This window comes from Segeticoccus sp., assembly GCF_035708005.1.
Map to the genome: position 1 here is coordinate 1 of NZ_DASSTI010000150.1, position 16266 is coordinate 16266.

The 16266-nt window shown below is 69.0% G+C and carries 11 protein-coding genes; 5 read left to right on the plus strand and 6 right to left on the minus strand.

Annotated features, from left to right (window positions below; translation table 11 throughout):
• The first annotated feature begins 372 nt into the window (after window positions 1–372).
• The 3 genes from VFL99_RS14385 to VFL99_RS14395 all read left to right on the plus strand — a co-directional run bounded on the left by VFL99_RS14385 (window position 373) and on the right by VFL99_RS14395 (window position 2910).
• Window positions 373–1416, plus strand: coding sequence for an AI-2E family transporter (locus VFL99_RS14385; RefSeq protein ID WP_325107060.1), 1044 nt, complete (start codon window positions 373–375; stop codon window positions 1414–1416).
• Window positions 1417–1657: 241 nt separating this feature from the next.
• Window positions 1658–2329 (plus strand): RNA polymerase sigma factor, encoded by a 672-nt coding sequence (locus VFL99_RS14390; RefSeq protein WP_325107061.1) that lies wholly within the window; start codon window positions 1658–1660, stop codon window positions 2327–2329.
• Between the two features lie 56 nt (window positions 2330–2385).
• A complete protein-coding gene (locus VFL99_RS14395; protein ID WP_325107062.1) occupies window positions 2386–2910 on the plus strand; it encodes a hypothetical protein in 525 nt (174 codons plus the stop codon).
• A gap of 350 nt (window positions 2911–3260) precedes the next feature.
• Here VFL99_RS14395 and VFL99_RS14400 read toward each other — a convergent pair whose 3' ends face one another.
• From VFL99_RS14400 to VFL99_RS14420, 5 genes are all read right to left on the minus strand, one after another.
• Window positions 3261–4535 (minus strand): hypothetical protein, encoded by a 1275-nt coding sequence (locus tag VFL99_RS14400; RefSeq protein ID WP_325107063.1) that lies wholly within the window; start codon window positions 4533–4535, stop codon window positions 3261–3263.
• 387 nt (window positions 4536–4922) lie between these two features.
• The gene (locus VFL99_RS14405) at window positions 4923–6362 is read right to left on the minus strand and encodes a carbohydrate-binding protein (protein WP_325107064.1); all 1440 of its coding nucleotides are present in this window, start codon (window positions 6360–6362) and stop codon (window positions 4923–4925) included.
• A 67-nt stretch (window positions 6363–6429) separates the two neighbouring features.
• Window positions 6430–8049 carry a chitinase gene (locus tag VFL99_RS14410; protein WP_325107065.1) on the minus strand — a complete coding sequence of 540 codons (1620 nt, stop codon included), beginning with the start codon at window positions 8047–8049 and terminating at the stop codon, window positions 6430–6432.
• Between the two features lie 630 nt (window positions 8050–8679).
• Window positions 8680–10644: a M4 family metallopeptidase gene (locus VFL99_RS14415; protein ID WP_200926454.1), complete on the minus strand. Its 1965-nt coding sequence runs from the start codon at window positions 10642–10644 to the stop codon at window positions 8680–8682.
• Window positions 10645–11084: 440 nt separating this feature from the next.
• Window positions 11085–12470, minus strand: coding sequence for a helix-turn-helix domain-containing protein (locus VFL99_RS14420; protein WP_055479668.1), 1386 nt, complete (start codon window positions 12468–12470; stop codon window positions 11085–11087).
• A gap of 457 nt (window positions 12471–12927) precedes the next feature.
• On the opposite strand from VFL99_RS14420, the gene leuE reads away from it, so the two are divergent.
• Together leuE and VFL99_RS14430 are read left to right on the plus strand one after the other, a co-directional pair.
• Entirely contained in the window at window positions 12928–13584 is a 657-nt protein-coding gene (gene leuE, locus VFL99_RS14425; RefSeq protein WP_055479667.1) for a leucine efflux protein LeuE, read from the plus strand.
• A gap of 76 nt (window positions 13585–13660) precedes the next feature.
• Window positions 13661–14539 carry a phosphotriesterase family protein gene (locus VFL99_RS14430; RefSeq protein ID WP_055479666.1) on the plus strand — a complete coding sequence of 293 codons (879 nt, stop codon included), beginning with the start codon at window positions 13661–13663 and terminating at the stop codon, window positions 14537–14539.
• Between the two features lie 273 nt (window positions 14540–14812).
• Here the strand turns inward: VFL99_RS14430 and VFL99_RS14435 are convergent, their stop codons facing one another.
• Window positions 14813–16237 carry an NAD(P)/FAD-dependent oxidoreductase gene (locus tag VFL99_RS14435; protein WP_325107066.1) on the minus strand — a complete coding sequence of 475 codons (1425 nt, stop codon included), beginning with the start codon at window positions 16235–16237 and terminating at the stop codon, window positions 14813–14815.
• Window positions 16238–16266 lie beyond the last annotated feature (29 nt).

The following is a 16266-nucleotide window of genomic DNA, read 5'->3' on the forward strand; positions in this document are numbered from 1 at the left end:
GGTTCCTGTCAAACCAGCCCCACCGGCAACCCGGCCCAGCCACTTGACATCACCCCCGCCACCCGGCGGGAATTCCGACCACCCCTTCCGGGGCAACCCCTCTAACTTACCCGGCCCGACCCCGCCACGCAAACCGCAGCGGACCCAAGATCCGGAAGAAAGAGGAGGCACCGAGACCATACCCGGGCGAACCACACCCCGTCGAAACGACCGGGAGAGGGATCCGCCGGATCACCCGGCTCGACAAGATTACCAGAGCTGGACACCAACCGCGGCCGACCACGCGGTCCGGCCGGGGATGTGGCGGAAACCGGCGGGACACGACCCTCCAGGGGGACTTGCGGGATCTTTTGGAGACGGTAGAAACGATGGGTGATTCAACAGGGATTCCCACGCGCCCTGGTCGTGCTGCTCGGAACGGCCGCCGCCGTGGTCACATTGGCCGGGATTCAGGCGGTCGGGTCGATCCTCGGGCCCGTCGTTCTGGCGCTGACCCTGGTGATCGCCGTGTCACCGGTGCGCAACTGGCTGTCTCGGCATCGCGCCCCCACCTGGATGCAGATCGCCATCCCACTCGCCATCGTGCTGCTGGTCCTGCTCGGCATCGTGGCGATCCTCAGCCTCGCCGCCGCGCAGCTGGCCCTCCTCGCGCCCACCTATGCCACGCAGTTCAACACGATGGTGACGGACCTCCGGCACTGGGCCGCCGGCCTCGGCTACGGCAGCGAGCAGCTCAACCAGGTGCTGTCCTCGCTCGACGCGGGCAAGGTGATCGAGGTCGCCCAGGGTCTGCTGAGCAGCGTGATGAGCGTGCTGTCCAGCCTCTTCCTGATCGTGGTGCTGCTGCTGGCGATGAGCCTCGACGCCCCGTTCTTCTCCCGGATCGTCAACGCGGCCGCCGTCGAGCGGCCCGACCTGACCAGGGCGCTCCAGACCTTCACCTATCGGACCCGCCGCTATCTGATCGTCTCGACGTTCTTCGGCCTGATCTGCGCGGCGCTCGATGTCGCCGCGCTCTACGCGCTCAGCGTGCCCCTGCCGCTGCTCTGGGGAGTGCTAGCGCTGATCACCAACTACATTCCGAACATCGGGTTCGTCCTCGGTCTGATCCCGCCCGCGCTGCTCGGGTTGCTCGAGGGCGGACCGAAGACCATGCTGCTGGTGATCATCGCGTACCTCGCGATCAACGTGGTCGTCCAGTCGTTCATCCAGCCGAAGTTCCTGGGCGACGCCGTAGGCCTGTCCACAACCGCGACGTTCCTGTCACTGATCGTCTGGGCGTGGGTCCTGGGGCCGCTGGGCGCTCTGCTGGCGATCCCGCTGAGCCTGCTCGTACGAGCCCTGCTCATCGACAGCGATCCGAAGAGCAAATGGACAGCGGCCCTGCTCTCTGGCTCGTTACCGGAACCAGAGTAGGCCGCCGGTCCGGCACCCCGCGATGGACGAACACGACTTGTGCACATGACCATTCGAAAGCGCCGGTCTATCCGGCACAAGCATGTCCGAGCCCGTCGTGATCATCTGCCGCCGCACGTGCGGCCACGGGCCGCACCGAACGCCACGGCCAACGCGAACCCGGTCTTGCCGACCACCACCACGTAGCCGGTGCGCGTGCCGCGGTGATCACCTCGCGGCCTGCACGCGGAGCTCGACGCCGGTGATCGAGCGGCTGTCGGGCCTTGAGCACCGGAGGGAACCGGGAGAACCGGGCGGACAGTACCTTTGTGTGGACATGTCAATGCGTGCCCGGATACGGGACGGGGACCCAGCGGCGTTCGAACGGCTCTTCGACGAGAGCGCGAGAAGCGTCTACAACCATGCCTTCCGGCTGACCGGTGACTGGTCCACCGCCGAGGACGTTGTGGCGATGACCTTTCTGGAGGCGTGGCGGTTACGCCGGAGGATCGACGCCGAGGGCGGGTCGCTCCGGCCGTGGCTGCTCGGGATCGCCACCAACGTGACGCGCAACCTGCGGCGCACGTCACGCAGGTACGAAGACGCGGTGGCCAGACTGCCCCGGGGCGAGGTGATTCCGGACTTCGCCGACGAGGTGGTCGGGCGCATCGAGGACGCGGCACGCCTCGTCAGGGTACGGCTCGCGTACGGCAGGCTGCGCCGCCAGGAACAGGACGTGTTCGCGCTGTGCGTGTGGGCGGGGCTGGACTACGCCGAAGCGGCGGAGGCGCTCGGGATCCCGATCGGCACAGTGAGGTCCCGGCTGTCCCGCGCCCGAAGAAAACTCGCGGAATACGGCGAAAACCGGGAACCAGCGCCACGGGGCCGACAGGTAGTAGGTGACCGAGGCCCAGAGAAGGAGGAGATCCGATGAGCTGGCCGGAACGCGATCTTCCTGAGGGCCGTCACCATCTGCTCAAGGAGTTCGTGATGACCGAGATCACACGCGCGCCGCGGCGACGGCGGCTGCTCCGTCCCGCGGTGCTGGCACCCGCGCTGGGCGCTGCTGTGGCCGCAGCGATCGCCTTCCCCTCGCTCACGGGAGGCACGCCCGCTTATGCCGTGACCACAGGGGGCGACGGGCTGGTCCACATCACCATCAACGAGGCCAAGGACCCCAAGCGGCTCCAAGAGGACCTGCGGGCCATGGGCGTCAACGTGGTCGTGGACTACATCCCCATGGGCAAGCGGTGCAGCCCCCAGCCACGCAGCGAGCAGCTCGTGCCGCGGGAGCAGGCCTCCCTGTCTGTGTTCCCGGCCCCCGAAGGGTACGAGGACGGGTTCACGATCGACCCGAAGGTGATCAAGCCGGGTCAGACCGGGGTGTTGGAGTTCAGCGTCGGCGACGGCACCCCCGTGGTCGCGGGCATCTGGGCCGGTGTGTCGGATGGTCCTGTCGCCGACTGCACCTTGGTTGACAGCACGGAAGCGCCCCTGGGACCGCCCAGGAGTTGAGAAAATGCCGGGGCCCGCCACCGCAGCAGGAGGAGCGGGCCCCGCGGCGGGCACCCGCAGGAGGCTCATCGGCTTCCGGCTCCGCGCCGACGACGGCAACCTGGTCGGTGGGCTCCCCGCAGGGCATCCGCGGGACCCGCCGGAAGGCCGCTAGGTGACGATCCGGCGGAACCGGTACGTCCCCGCCGTACGGACAGCAACTCGTAACCCTGGTCCCTGCACGCGCAGGTGTCTCGACGACCCGGCCGACAACCAGGGCAACGGACCGCCCGCTCCCGAACCGAAATCGTCCCTCCCCCGGCGAAGCCCTGACGCCAGGTCCTCGCCGGGGGTCGGCCGCGAGTTGGTCGTCACCTGATCTCTTCGCCCACCTGGGCATGGGCAGGCGAGGCGGCGGCCGCCTCCGCCTGCCTGCGGCTCCACGGCAGGGCCGCGATGATCAGCGGGAACAGCACGATGGAGCTCATCGCCCATGGCTTGTGCAGTTCGTACCACTGCTCCCCGGGGAACTGGGTGAGCACGAGATATCCGACGGCCGCCCACAGACAGCACCCGAGAATCGCCGGCCAGGCCCAGCGGGTGGGCCGGGCGACCAGGAACGGCATGAACCACAGCAGGTACTGCGCGCCGAGCCGCGGCGTGAAGATCATGAACGCCAGCAGGATCGCGATCGTGACGTCGACCGGGTGGGCCTTGCGCCACCAGATCAGGCAGGCGACCAGCGAGGCGTAGATCAGGTACTGGCCGATCCTCGCGGGAGTCGGATCGAGGTTCCACTCTCCCCCGCTCAGCAGGGCCGTCCAGCCCCAGTCGCCCGTGATGGGCCGTACGTCGCTCGGCCGTAGCCCGATGGCGTTGAGCACGTCGTCGAGCTCGCTCCACTTGGTCCAGCCGCCGATCGGCAGCGACAGCAGGAACAGGACCGGCGGTACGCCGGTCGCGACCAGCGAGACCAGGCGGGAGCGCAGTCCCGGGAGAAGCATGAGCAACGCCGGCACGAGGATCACCGGCCAGCTCTTGGCGCACAGCGCGAGCCCCATCAGCAGTCCCGCCCACACCGCTCGGCCGGTGGCAGCGCGGTCCGCTTCCAAGGGGTGTGTGAGGCGGCGCAGGAACTCGCCCGGCCGCAGCCAGGGCAGTGGCTCGGGGCGCCGCCAGCCGTCGGGCCCGCGGGCCACGACGTACGCGGCGACGGCGAAGACCAGGGAGACCGGCTCGACCTGGCCGTGCACGGAGGCGACGAGGATCGCCAGCGGGTTGCACGCGTACTGGAAGGCGCGCAGCCGTGCGGCTGAGCCTCCGGCCAGCCTGCCGACCAGCGGGATCAGCACGATGTCGGCGGCCACGGTCACCAGCCTGCCGGTGACCTCCCAGGGGATGCCCAGCCAGAGCAGCAGGCCGTACATGTAGGGGATCGTCGGCAGGAAGTGCCACCCGCCGTTGCTCTCCAGCACCGGGTCGCGGTGGTTGAGGATCGCCTCGCCGGCCGGCTTGAAGCTGCCGACATAGTCGGGCGGCTGCCATCCGTCCGTGGCGGCGATCACCAGGATCAGTGCGCGGACGCCGACGCCGACCGCCAGGGTCACCGCGAGCGAGGGCTTCCAGCCCTTCCGCTCCGCGACCACCGCGACGACGACTCCGGCTATCAGAACGAGGGCTGTGTGGATTGCGTAATGCATGGCGAAGCCAAGCGTGCCCCACAAACGGTGAAGGAGGCGACTCGATGGAAGATTTCTGCTCCCCCGGTCGCACTCTGTCACTATTCGCGGTATTCTGGCCACTCACAGTAACAAATGGGAGACCTCGATGAAGATGCGGCTCTGGATCACCCTCACTGTGGCGACCTTCGTTGGCATGCTCATCGGCCTGCTGGCCCCCACGCGAAGCGGCGGCCGGCACGACAGGTAACGGGGGGTGATTCCTGTCGTGCCGGCCGCCCGATCACGGGCCGGGCCGGAGCCGGGACGCGTCCCGGCCCGCCCGGCCCCGGTCATCGGAACCGGGCTTCCAGATCAGAAGCCTGCGGTCACCCTGGTGAAGTCCCAGTCGTTCTGGGCGATTCCGCTGCAGTTCTCGGCCACGCCGCCGTTGGGGCAGGGACGGTCCCGGTTGACCGACCAGAAGGCGAGCCTCCCGAGCCCGTTCGACTTGGCGTAGTCCCGGATCCTGGTCCAGGTGTCCACCGAGGTCAGCTCACGCTGGTCGGACAGGCCGTTCATGCCCGAGATGCCCATGTGGGCGTACGCGGTCGCGTCGGACCAGCCCCACGCGGACTTGAGCGCGTTCTTCAGGCCCTCGGCCGCGTTGACCGTGTTCCCGTACATGTCGGCGCCGCCGCCGAAGTCGAACGGCATGATCGTGTAGTTGTCGATGTCGACGCCGAGCGCCTTGGCCTGGTTGATCAGCCGGGTGCCGTAGTACGTCGGCCCGCTGGTGGCGGTGCCGAACGTGACGACGACCTTCACGCTCGGGTTCTTCTGCTTGACGATCTTCAGGGCGTTGAGGATGCGGTCCTGAACAACCGTGTTCTCGAACTCATCGGTGTTCTCGATGTCGAAGTCCACCGCGGCCGGCTGGTGGGCGTCGATGACCTTCTGCACCGCGTCGGCGAAGGCGGCCGGCGTGGAGCAGTTCGGGCCGAGCTTGTTGCCCGACCAGCCACCGAAGGAGATCTGCACGTTGCCGCCGGCGTTCTTGATCTGGGAGATCGCCGCCGCGTCCTGACCGCCCAACAGCGGACGCTGGCCGTCCCAGGCGGGGTTGCATCCGCCGCTGGAGAGGATGAACGCCATGGTGAACTGCTTGATCCCGGTGGCGTTCATGACCGTGGCCGGGCTGGGCGGGTTGCCCCAGCCCGTGTAGAGGTACGGCGCGCCGGGCATCTTGCCGCCGCCGCCCGTGCAGCCGCTCGTGGTGCCGGTGACCGCCGAGCTCGCCACGGACTCGCCGTTGGAGTTGTACGCCTTGACGGTGTAGGTGTGCGTGGTGCAGGCGCCGAGGCCGGAGATCGTGGTGCTGGTCCCACTGGCGGTGGCCGCCACGCCGGTGCCCTCGTACACGCGGTAGCCGGTGACGGTGCCCGAGGAGGCGCCCCAGCTCAGCGAGATCGAGTTGTTGGTGGTCCCGGTGACGCTCGGCGTACCCGGCTTGCCCGGGACTCCCGCCGGAGGCGTCGGGCTCGGGCTGGGGCTGGGGGTTCCGCCGCCGGCGACCTTCCACAGCGCCGGGACATTCGACGGCTCCCAACCGGGCAGCGAGGTGTGGCCCTGGATGCACTCGTACTCGACGCCGTTGTAGGTCACCCGGTCGCCGGTCTTGTAGGCGGTCCACGCCGCCCAGGCCGGGGCGGCCAGAGCCGTGCTCGCGCCGGCGGTCACCTGGCCGTAGGCGACGGGGGCCGTGACGGCGAGACCGGTCACCGACAGCGCCACCGCGGCGAGAGTCGCCGTCATCTTGCGGCTTAATCTCATGACTGTCCTTCGAGGAAGGGAATGGGGGGTGATATCGGGCTTCTCGGGATCAGCCGAGGCCGTTGAGGTACGCCCGATGGTTACGGGAGAACTCGAACCCGTTGTACTTGTCCCAGTTGATGGACCACGCCATCAGGCCTCGTAGGCCGGGGAAGACGCCGTGCGGCCGGTAGGAGCCGCAGCCGGTCCCCTTCGCCAGGCAGCTGAACGCGTTCTGCACCTGAGCCACCGTGGTGAAGCCGTTCCCGGCCCACGGCGCGGCCGGTAGGCCGATCGCCACCTGCTCGGGACGGAGCGCGGGGAAGGTCGCACCACCGGCCACTGGGAAGCCGGTGAGCAGCATGTCGGTCATGGCGATGTGGAAATCGGCCACGCCCATCGTGTGGTACTGGTCGTCGAGGCCCATGATCGGCCCGGAGTTGTAGTCCTGGACGTGCAGCAGCGTCAGGTCGTCGCGCAGCGCGTAGATCACCGGTAGGTACGCACCGGCGCGCGGATCCGCCGTACCGTTCGCACCGGCGCCGTAGAACTGGTAGCCGAGCTGGACGAAGAACGTCTCCGGAGCCATCGTCAGCACGAAGTTCGCGCCGTACTTCGCCTTGAGCGTCTTGAGAGCGGAGATCAGGTTCACGACCACCGGGGTGGTGGGGTTCCTGAAGTCGGTGTCACCCTTGTTCAGCGACAGGGAGTGGCCCTCGAAGTCGATGTCGAGGCCGTCCAGGCCGTACTTATCGATGATCGCGCTGACGGACGCGACGAACTTGTCCCTGGCCGCGGTGGTGGTCAGCTGCACCTGGCCGTTCTGGCCGCCGATGGAGATGAGCACCTTCTTGCCGGCCGCCTGCTTGGCGCGGATCCCCGCGATGAACTCCGCGTCGCTCTCCACATTCGGGCACTCGGCCACCGGGCAGCGGTTGAACCGGATGTCACCGGAGGTGACCGACGTCGGCTCGCCGAAGGCGAGATCGATGATGTCCCATTCGTTGGGCACATCGGCCATCCGCACGTACCCGGAGCCGTTGGCGAACGAGGCGTGCAGATAGCCCACCAGCAGCCGCTTGGTGTTCGGCGTCGGGGTCGGGGTCGGCGTGGGTGTCGGCGTCGGAGTCGGGGTGGGCGTCGGGGTCGGAGTCGGAGTCGGAGTCGGCGTGGGAGTCGGGGTAGGGGTGGGGCTGGGGCTTGGGCCCCCGGGGCCGTCGAGCACGATGTCGTCCGCGTAGTAGGCGCCCTGGCCGTACCAACCGTTGACGTAGACCGTCACGCTGGTCGTCGCGGATCCCGTCGTGAACGAGGTGCTCAGCTGCCGCCACGTGGACCCGGGCGACCCCCAGATCTGCGCGTCGGAGGTGCCCGTGCCGGTCGCGCCGAGGAACACATAGTTGCCCTGGACCCAGGCCGACAATGTGTACGACGTGGACGGACGCACGCTGATGGTCTGTTGGCAGCGTGCGTGATCACTTCCGGCGGGCGTGGCCGACAGCGCCTTCGTCCCACCGTGCACCGGGCTGGACACCGCCTGGGCTCCGGAGGCCGCGGAGCAGGTCCAGCCGGTGAGGCCGGACTCGAATCCGGCATTGGCCACGATATTGGCCGCCGAGGCGCTCCCGGCCCACAGGCCGGTCGCCCCCAGCGCCAGTACGGCTACCGCCGCCAGCTTTCGCACGGACACATTCGTCTCACTTTCACCGTGATCTTGCGAAATCTCGCAGGCATGGTCGATGACCTGGCCCGACACTCATCGTGATCTTGCAGAAATCAGGGGAGCACGGCCATGAGCCGCGCCTTCACCCTCCGTGATCTTGCAGTGCGTCGAGAGCGTGCAAGATCACGGAGGACATTTCACCGGCTCAGGGAAGATGGCCGCGAGATTCTGCAAGATCACGGGCGGCATTTCCGCTGACCAGACCGACCGCGTGCGAGAAATCGCAAGATCACGCGGGGGGTTGGGGAGGGTGATTTCTGGGGGTTCGGGGGGTGGTCATGGAATCCGTACGGCCGGCGCCTAACCGAGGCGGCCGGATAGGACGGCGCCGGCCGTACGGCGCTCTGGGGCGCCTGGTGACGTGACGCGGACGGAGGTTACGGGTCCGAGAGGGCCATGCTGCGACTCCGAGTCGTCTTTCTTTTAGGAAAGTTTCCTAAGAGTTGATCGGATCGTAGCCCCATGTGCGGCGGCCACACAAGACCCAAACCACATGCTTTTCTGACCACGCATGTCAGGCCTCGCCATCCTCCCGGTGAACACGAAGGGGCCCGGCCCAGCCAGGTGGCTGGACCGAGCCCGGTCACCCTTGAAAGATCAGGGCGCGTCGTATCCGAGGGTGTAGGCGCCGGAGCCGCTGTAGGCATGGACGCGGTAGCGGTAGTAGCCGGCCGTGCCGTTGTAGGAGAGGGTCTCGTCTGCGGCCGCGGTGGCGCCCTGGGCGACCGTCGCCCAGGAGAAGCCCGACCACTTCTGCAGGTAAAGGTCGTAGTCGGTGCCGGCGGGGCCGTCCAGGCAGGCGCGGTGCGCGCCGGAGGCGCCGGTGTAGAAGTAGCTGCCGTCGGGCTGGTAGACGCTGGATCCGCTGGTCAGCGTGCCGGTCTTGGTGGTCTCATACCCCTGGCAGGCGCCGGGTCCCGGGGTCGGGCTGGGACTCGGGCTCGGGCTCGGGTCGCCCCCGCAGGAGCCGTCGTTGCCGGACACGTTGACCGCGGTCCAGGCCGCCTGGACGGTCTTGTACTCCGTGGAGCAGTTGCCGTACAGGTCGGTGGCCGCGCGCAGCGTGTAGGCGCGGGCGGTGTTGCCGGGGTTGCCGGAGTTCACGTAGCGGGTGCTGGACGTGAAGTAGTTGGCCAGTGCGCGGAACCAGATCTTCGCGGCCTTGTCCCGGCCGATGCCGGTCACCGCGGGGGCCGAGCCGCACACGGGCGAGTTGCCGTACTGCGTGCTGCCGGAGCCCTCGGCGAGCATGAAGAAGAAGTGGTTGCCGACGCCGGAGGAGTAGTGCACGTCGACGCTGTTGGTGCTGGTCGACCAGCACGAGTGCGAGCGGCCGTCCAGTGAGGGGTTGTACATGTACCGCAACGGGGTGCCGTTGCCGTTGATGTTGATTTCCTCCCCGATGTCGTAGTCGCCGGGGTCGGAGGAGTTGTTGGAGTAGAACTCGACCATCGTGCCGAAGATGTCGCTGGTCGCCTCGTTGAGGCCGCCGGACTCCCCGGAGTAGGTCAGGTTGGCGGTGCGCTCGGTCACGCCGTGGGACATCTCGTGCCCGGCCACGTCGATCGCGACCAGCGGACGGGAGTTGCCCGACCCGTCGCCGTACGTCATCTGGGAGCCGTCCCAGAAGGCGTTCACGTAGTTGCTGCCGTAGTGGACCCGGCTCGGCACGCCCTGTCCGTTGCCGAAGATGCCGTTGCGGCCGTGCACGTTCTTGAAGTAGTCGAACGTGGTCGCCGCACCGTAGTGCGCGTCGACGCCGGCGCTCTGCCGGTTGCTGTTGGAGCCGTTGCCCCAGGTGTTGTCGGGGTCGGTGAACGTCGTGCAGGTGCCGCTGGTGCGGTTGTTCATGTCACACGTACGGCCGTTGCCGCGGTCGACGTCGACCATGCTGTAGGAGCCGCTCGACCCCGAGGTGGAGATCGTGACCGTGCCCGAGTAGATCGAGTTGCCGACGCCGTCCACGTGCATGATCTCGTCGAACGAGGTCAGGACGGCCCCGGTGACCGCATCGGTGATCACGTGTAGCCGCGACGGGGTCTGCCCGTCCTCCGCCATGCCGCTGATCACGGTCTCCCAGGCCAGCCTGCCGTACCCGGAGGAGGCGTCGACGACCAGCTCGGGCTTGGCGATCTCGCCGATCTCCCCCGTGAACGCGTCCTTTGCCTTGGCCGCCGCGTCCGCGGCGCTGATCTTCGGGGTGACGCCGAGCGTGAGCGGCGCCGCGAGACCCACCGATGCCCCGTCGAAGGCGCCGTCCCTGTTCAGGTGGACGACGAAGTCGCCGCCGAGGACCCGCAGGTTGTGATACTTCCGGATGTAGCGCACGTGCGCCGCGCCGTCGCCGTCCACGTTGGCGACCGACACGGTGTACTTGTCCGAGCCGCCGGCGCGCACCGCCTCGCCATGCTGGGCGATGGCCTGGTCGGCCCTGGCGACGACGGAGGGGTCGGGGCTCGGGTCCGTCGCCGTCGAGGCGGCCGCCACCGACATGGGGATCGCGGTCGCGACGGCCGCGGCGGCGATGCCGAACGGGGCCAGTCTTCGGAGGAAACCTCTCATGTTGTCCTCGCTGCTAGACGATGTGGGGGTACGCGGTGCCGGCCGGATGGCCGTACCGCGACATCGACGCGGGACCTGTACCGGTCGTTCATTCGCCCGGACAGGGCAGGAGCGCCGCGACCAGACCGTCCCAATCCCGACAGACCGGGTCAACGATCTGTACGGATCATGCAAACTCTGTCGATCCGTACGGCAGCGCGATCGCGTCCTGCGGGACGCAGGTGACGGATGGTGACGAAGCGACACGCTTCGGGTCACGGTTGGCAAGGAAATCGACAAACCGGTGCACCCCCGATCCGCCCCCGGAGAAGGAGATCCGCCCCCTTGGAGGGCATCGGCGCGCGGCAGGAGAGATCGGCTCGCAGAGAGGGAGATCGGTCCGTGGAAAGGGAGATCGGCTCGCGGGAGAACCGCTCGCGGGAGAACGCCGACCGCGAAGATCAGAAAGGCGGGCCGCCGACTCTGGCGGCGAAATCGCGCACATCGAGCCGGCCGCCCCAGCGGGCCACCAGCCGGTTGCGCAGACCGCGAAGCTCCTGGCTGATCATGGAGGTGGGCATGGCGACCGCCTCGGCGAGCACCGGCTCGGCGACCACGAGGGCGGCCTCGGCGTTGCCCGCGCAGGCGTAGCCGTCGGCCAGCCGCAGCGTGAGCATCACCCGGGTCTGCCGCATGTGCGACGGCAGATGGCGCAGCGACCTCTCGATCGCCTGGACCGCCAGGCCGGCCACCGACCGGCTGGCCGTGACCGCGGCGATGTCGCGCAGCGCGCCGCCGGTGTTCGCCTCGACGCGGAGGTGACCGGCGGTGCCGCACAGCCAGGGCGCCTCGAACTCGTCGCGCTCGCCGAACCGGGCCAGGTGCACCCTGGCGTGCGCGATGTGCCGATGGCACTCGGCCGCGTCACCGCCCAGCGCGTGTCCCCGGGCCTCGTAGAGATCGGCCAGTGCCGCCACCCACTCCCGGCCCGGTCCTGCGGCGCGGATGCCCCGCGCGTACGCCAGGGCGGACTGCGGGTCGTTCTCGAGCCGCGCGAGCGTGCTCATGTCCCCGAGGAGGGACACCCGCGTCTCGAGATCCTCGGCCATCGCGGCCCAGCGCAGGCCCGCGCCGAACCAGGCCGCCGCCATGCCGTGCTGGCCGCGCTGCATCCGCAGCACGGCGGCCAGTTGCCCGTAGCCGGCGGCGAGGCTGAGCAGCGCCCGCCGGTACGGCCCGGCGAGCACCTCCATCCATCGTGCGATCGCGTGCAGCGCGTGCTCGACCACCGTGACCAGCACCGCGGCCGCCCGCTCGTCACCCGCCTGCCAGTACGCCGCCAGGAGCGCGGCCAGCACGTGCACGGCGTCGGCGTCGATGTTCTGCGGGGGCGGGGAGGTCTGGTCGAACGCGCAGGACGCGAGATAGCTCGACAGCGCCTCGGCCGGAACGGGCACCACACAGCCGTCGGCGCCGTGAAGCGGGCACGCGAGCCCGTAACTGGGCAGATGCGACGGCCAGCTCAGCGTTTCGAGGATCTCCATGTCGGCCAGCAGTGCCCTGCCGTCCCCGGGGAGCGGATCGGACGGCGACAGCCCGGCTGGCCCGATCCCGGCCTGCCCCGGCAGGGCGGCGGCCGTGTAGGCCGCCTGCAGTTCCCCGCCCGTGCCCAGCAGGTCGTCGAGCCGGCGCACGAGGCGCGGGGACGGCTCCCGGTTCCCGCCCTCCAGCTTGCTGATCGCGCTGTGGTCGTAGCCGACGTGGATGCCGACCTGCGCCTGGGTGAGCCCGGCCCGCCGCCGCCAGTGCCGCAGGCATCGGCCGAACTCCTCCCATCGTGCCGGCACCCGGACGGCTGGAGGGTTCGCGTGAGCAGTCTCGGCGTCCACCGGGCTCCCAAGGAGTGCGCGGAAATTGCGGGTGACATGACCGTCCGGACGCACACGACGGCGCCGAAGCGTGCGTGCACCGCACGCGTCCGGTGGCCGTGCACGACCGGTGCGCATGCGCGATCGGGTGCGTCGCGCTGATCTGGTAGGCGGCCGCCTCTTTATGGAAACCTTATTGAGATCGGTCGAATCGTAGCTCTGCCCCGCATGCCCGACAAGACCCGATTCGACGCCTTCCGACGCGTTCTCACCCACGCACGTCGACAGAGGCCGCGTAGGTCGTGGATCCGGTCGAGGTCGGAACCGTACCCGGCCTGCTCCGGGGCGGCGGCGGATGTCCCCCAGACCGGGCGAGGACGATCTGTAGATCTTGGTGTGGCTATATGGTGAGACATCATTTTTTGTGGGAGCAACATTGTTCTTTGGCATCACCAACATCTGGGCCTACGTCGTCGGATCGTTCCTCATCATCCTGCTGCCCGGCCCCAACTCGCTGTTCGTACTCTCCGCCGCGGCCCGGCGAGGCGTCAGGTACGGCTACCGCGCCGCGTGCGGGGTCTTCGTCGGCGACAGCGTGCTGATGTTCCTCTCGGCCGCCGGCGTGGCCTCGCTGCTGAAGTCGACGCCGCTGCTGTTCTCGGTGGTCAAGTACGCCGGGGCGGCGTACCTGGCGTGGATCGGCTTCGGCCTGGTGCGCACGGCGTGGAAGTCGCTGCGCTCCCCTGCCGCGCCCCAGGAGGTCGAGGCGGTCGAGGAGCCCATGCCACAGAAGAGCCCGTTCCGCAGGGCTCTGACGATCAGCCTGCTCAACCCCAAGGCGATCCTGTTCTTCGTGGCGTTCTTCGTGCAGTTCGTGGACCCGACGTACGCCGCGCCCGCGCTGTCGTTCCTGATCCTCGCGCTGATCATCCAGGTCTTCAGCTTCGCCTATCTGACGATGCTCATCTTCGGCGGCACCTTCCTCGCCGATCGTTTCCGGCGGCGGCGCAAGCTGTCGGCCGGTCTGACCTCGGGAGCGGGCGTCCTGTTCCTGGGCTTCGGCGCCAAACTGGCCACGGCCACGCTGAGCTGATCGACAGACAGCCACAGAACGTTACAAATTGGCAGGTTAGAGGGCACTGGACGCAAAAATCAGGTAATGTCCGGGCATGTCCGGCGCCTCGTTCCCCCGCATCCAGACCGTCACCGGCGCGGTTCCCGTCTCGGAGCTGAACGGACCGGTGCTGCCCCACGAGCATATGCGCACCGACACCCGCTGGGGCATCGGCGTGGACTCCGATCCGCGCCGCTGGCTGGACGAGGAACGCCACATCATCCCCGAGATCAGGGTGATCGGGCGGGAGCACGGCCTCGCCCTGATCGTCGAGCACACCTGCCTGGGCATGGCGCGGGATCCGGCCGCGCTGGCCCGCGTCGCGATGGACACCCGGGTCCACATCGTGACATCGACGGGCTTCGCGGCCGAGCCGTTCTCCGGCGGACTGATCCGGCACCGCGACGCGGACGAGCTCACCGGCGACCTGCTGCGGGAGATCGGCGCCGGGCTCGACGGGACCGGGACGCGTCCCGGTCTGATCGTGGCGGCGTCCTGGGGCGAGACCCCGACTCCCGCCGAGGAGCGGGCGGTGATCGCGGCGGCGCGAGCCTCGCTGCACACCGATCTCCCGGTGGCCGCCGGAGGCCTCCACCTGCTCGAGCTCCTGCTCTCCAACGGCGTACCCGCGCACCGCCTGAGCGTTCGCGGCGCGGACGCCCCCACGCAGCGTAAGATCGCCGAAACCGGGGCCTACGTCAGCGTCCGTGAGGCCGAGCACGCCCTCGCCCTCCTGGACGCCGGCCACACCGAACAGGTGCTCCTCAGCAGCGGGGTGGAGCGCCAGGAGCACGTCGCCGCCTACGGCGGGCACGGGTACGGCCGGCTGTTCGACACGCTCGTCCCCGCCCTGACCGCCGCCGGAGTCGACGACGACACCCTTCACCTGATCACCAGCGAGAACCCCCTGCGCTGGCTGACCGGCACGCGGTGATCCTCCCCCCTCCCTGGGCGTGATCTTGCGAAAACTCGCAGACATTACCCTTGACCTGCACATACTCCATTCGTGATCTTGCAGAAACTCGCAGGCATCGCACCCCACCTGCGGCTTCGGCGCCCGTGATCTTGCAGTGCAAGATCACGGGTGACATTTACCCAGGTCAAGTGAGGTATGTGCGAGTTTCTGCAAGATCACGGCACGTATCGTCCCAGCTCAATGCACTCATCTGCGAGCAATTACAAGATCACGGTAACTGGGGTGGAGGGATCAGGAGTCGAAGCCGAGGCCCATCGCGTCGAGCAGGCGCAGCCAGGCGTTGCGCCGGCCCCGGCGGGCGTCGGCCCGGGCCATCGACCAGCGGGTGAGCTGGACGACGCCCGACCTGAACGGCTCGGGCGGGAACGGCAGCGGCTTCTCCCTGACCATGCGCAGCCGGGTCCGCTCGGTCTCCCCGCCGCCGAAGCCCGGGCCGCCCAGATCCGGGCCGCCGAGCAGGTCGAGCATCACGTTGGCGCCGAACCGGGTGGCGCCGACGCCCAGCCCCGTGTAGCCCACCGCATAGGCGAGGCGGGAGCCGTACGCGGTGCCGAAGAAGGCGCTGAACCGGCTGCAGGTGTCGATGACCCCGCCCCAGCGGTGGGTGAAGCGCACCCCTTCGAGCTGCGGGAACGTCTCGTAGAAGTGCCTGGCGAGCTTCTCGAACGTGGCGTCCCGCTGGTCGTGGGACGCTTTGATCAGGCCGCCGTTGTGGTAGATCGCGTCGTAGCCGCCCCACAGGATCCGGTTGTCGTCGGTCAGCCGGTAGTAGTGGAACTGGTTGGCGGAGTCGCCGACGCCCTGCCGGTTCCGCCAGCCGATCTCGGCCAGCCGTGCGGGCGGCAGCGGCTCGGTCATCAGCGCGTAGTCGTACACGGGCACGAGGAAGTGCCCGAGCCTGCGCAGCAACGGCGGGAAGACGCCGGTGCCGAGCGCCACCCGCCGGGCCCTGACCCTGCCCCCGGGGGTGTCGAGCTCCAGCGGCCTCCCACCGTCGCGCACCGACCTGACCGGCGTGTGCTCGAAGATCCGAACACCGAGCCGCAGGCAGGCGTCTCTCAGTCCCCAGGCCAGCCGCGCCGGGTCGACCATGGCGGTCCCGTCCCGGTCCCACAGGCCGCCGAGGTATGTCGGGGAGTCCACCTCGGCCCGCGTCTGCTCCCGGTCGAGCCGGTCCAGCCGCAGGCCGAGCGACGCGGCGGCCCGCGCCTCCTCCTCCAGGTCGGCGAGCTGCCACTCCTCGGTGGCGACGTGCAGCTCGCCGGTGCGCTCGAACGAGCAGTCGATGCCGTACCTCGTGACCGTCGCCTCGATCTCGGCCAGATTCCGCCGCCCGAGCCGCTCCAGCGTGGCGATCTCCTCGGGCCAGCGCCGCAGCCCGTTGCCCAGACCGTGGGTGATGCTGGCGGCGCAGAAGCCGCCGTTGCGGCCGGAGGCGGCCCACCCGATCCGACGGCCCTCCAGCAGGACCACGTCGAGCGACGGCTCCCGCTCCTTGGCCAGCAGCGCCGCCCACAGGCCGGAGAAGCCACCCCCGACCACGGCCAGATCGCAGGTCGTCCCGCCCCTGAGCGGGGGCAGCGGCTCCGGCGCGATCGGCCGGTCGAGCCAGTACGGCTTGCGCTCCGCGTCAGCGAGTGCCTTCAGCGGATCCACACATTTCACTTCCCTACAGCGATTCGAAC

What these genes read in the sequence shown, in the direction of transcription:
- VFL99_RS14405 (WP_325107064.1), bottom strand. Translation starts at nt 6,362, where the DNA reads ATGACGGCGACTCTCGCCGCGGTGGCGCTGTCGGTGACCGGTCTCGCC.
- VFL99_RS14395 (WP_325107062.1), top strand. Translation starts at nt 2,386, where the DNA reads ATGACCGAGATCACACGCGCGCCGCGGCGACGGCGGCTGCTCCGTCCC.
- VFL99_RS14415 (WP_200926454.1), bottom strand. Translation starts at nt 10,644, where the DNA reads ATGAGAGGTTTCCTCCGAAGACTGGCCCCGTTCGGCATCGCCGCCGCG.
- VFL99_RS14430 (WP_055479666.1), top strand. Translation starts at nt 13,661, where the DNA reads ATGTCCGGCGCCTCGTTCCCCCGCATCCAGACCGTCACCGGCGCGGTT.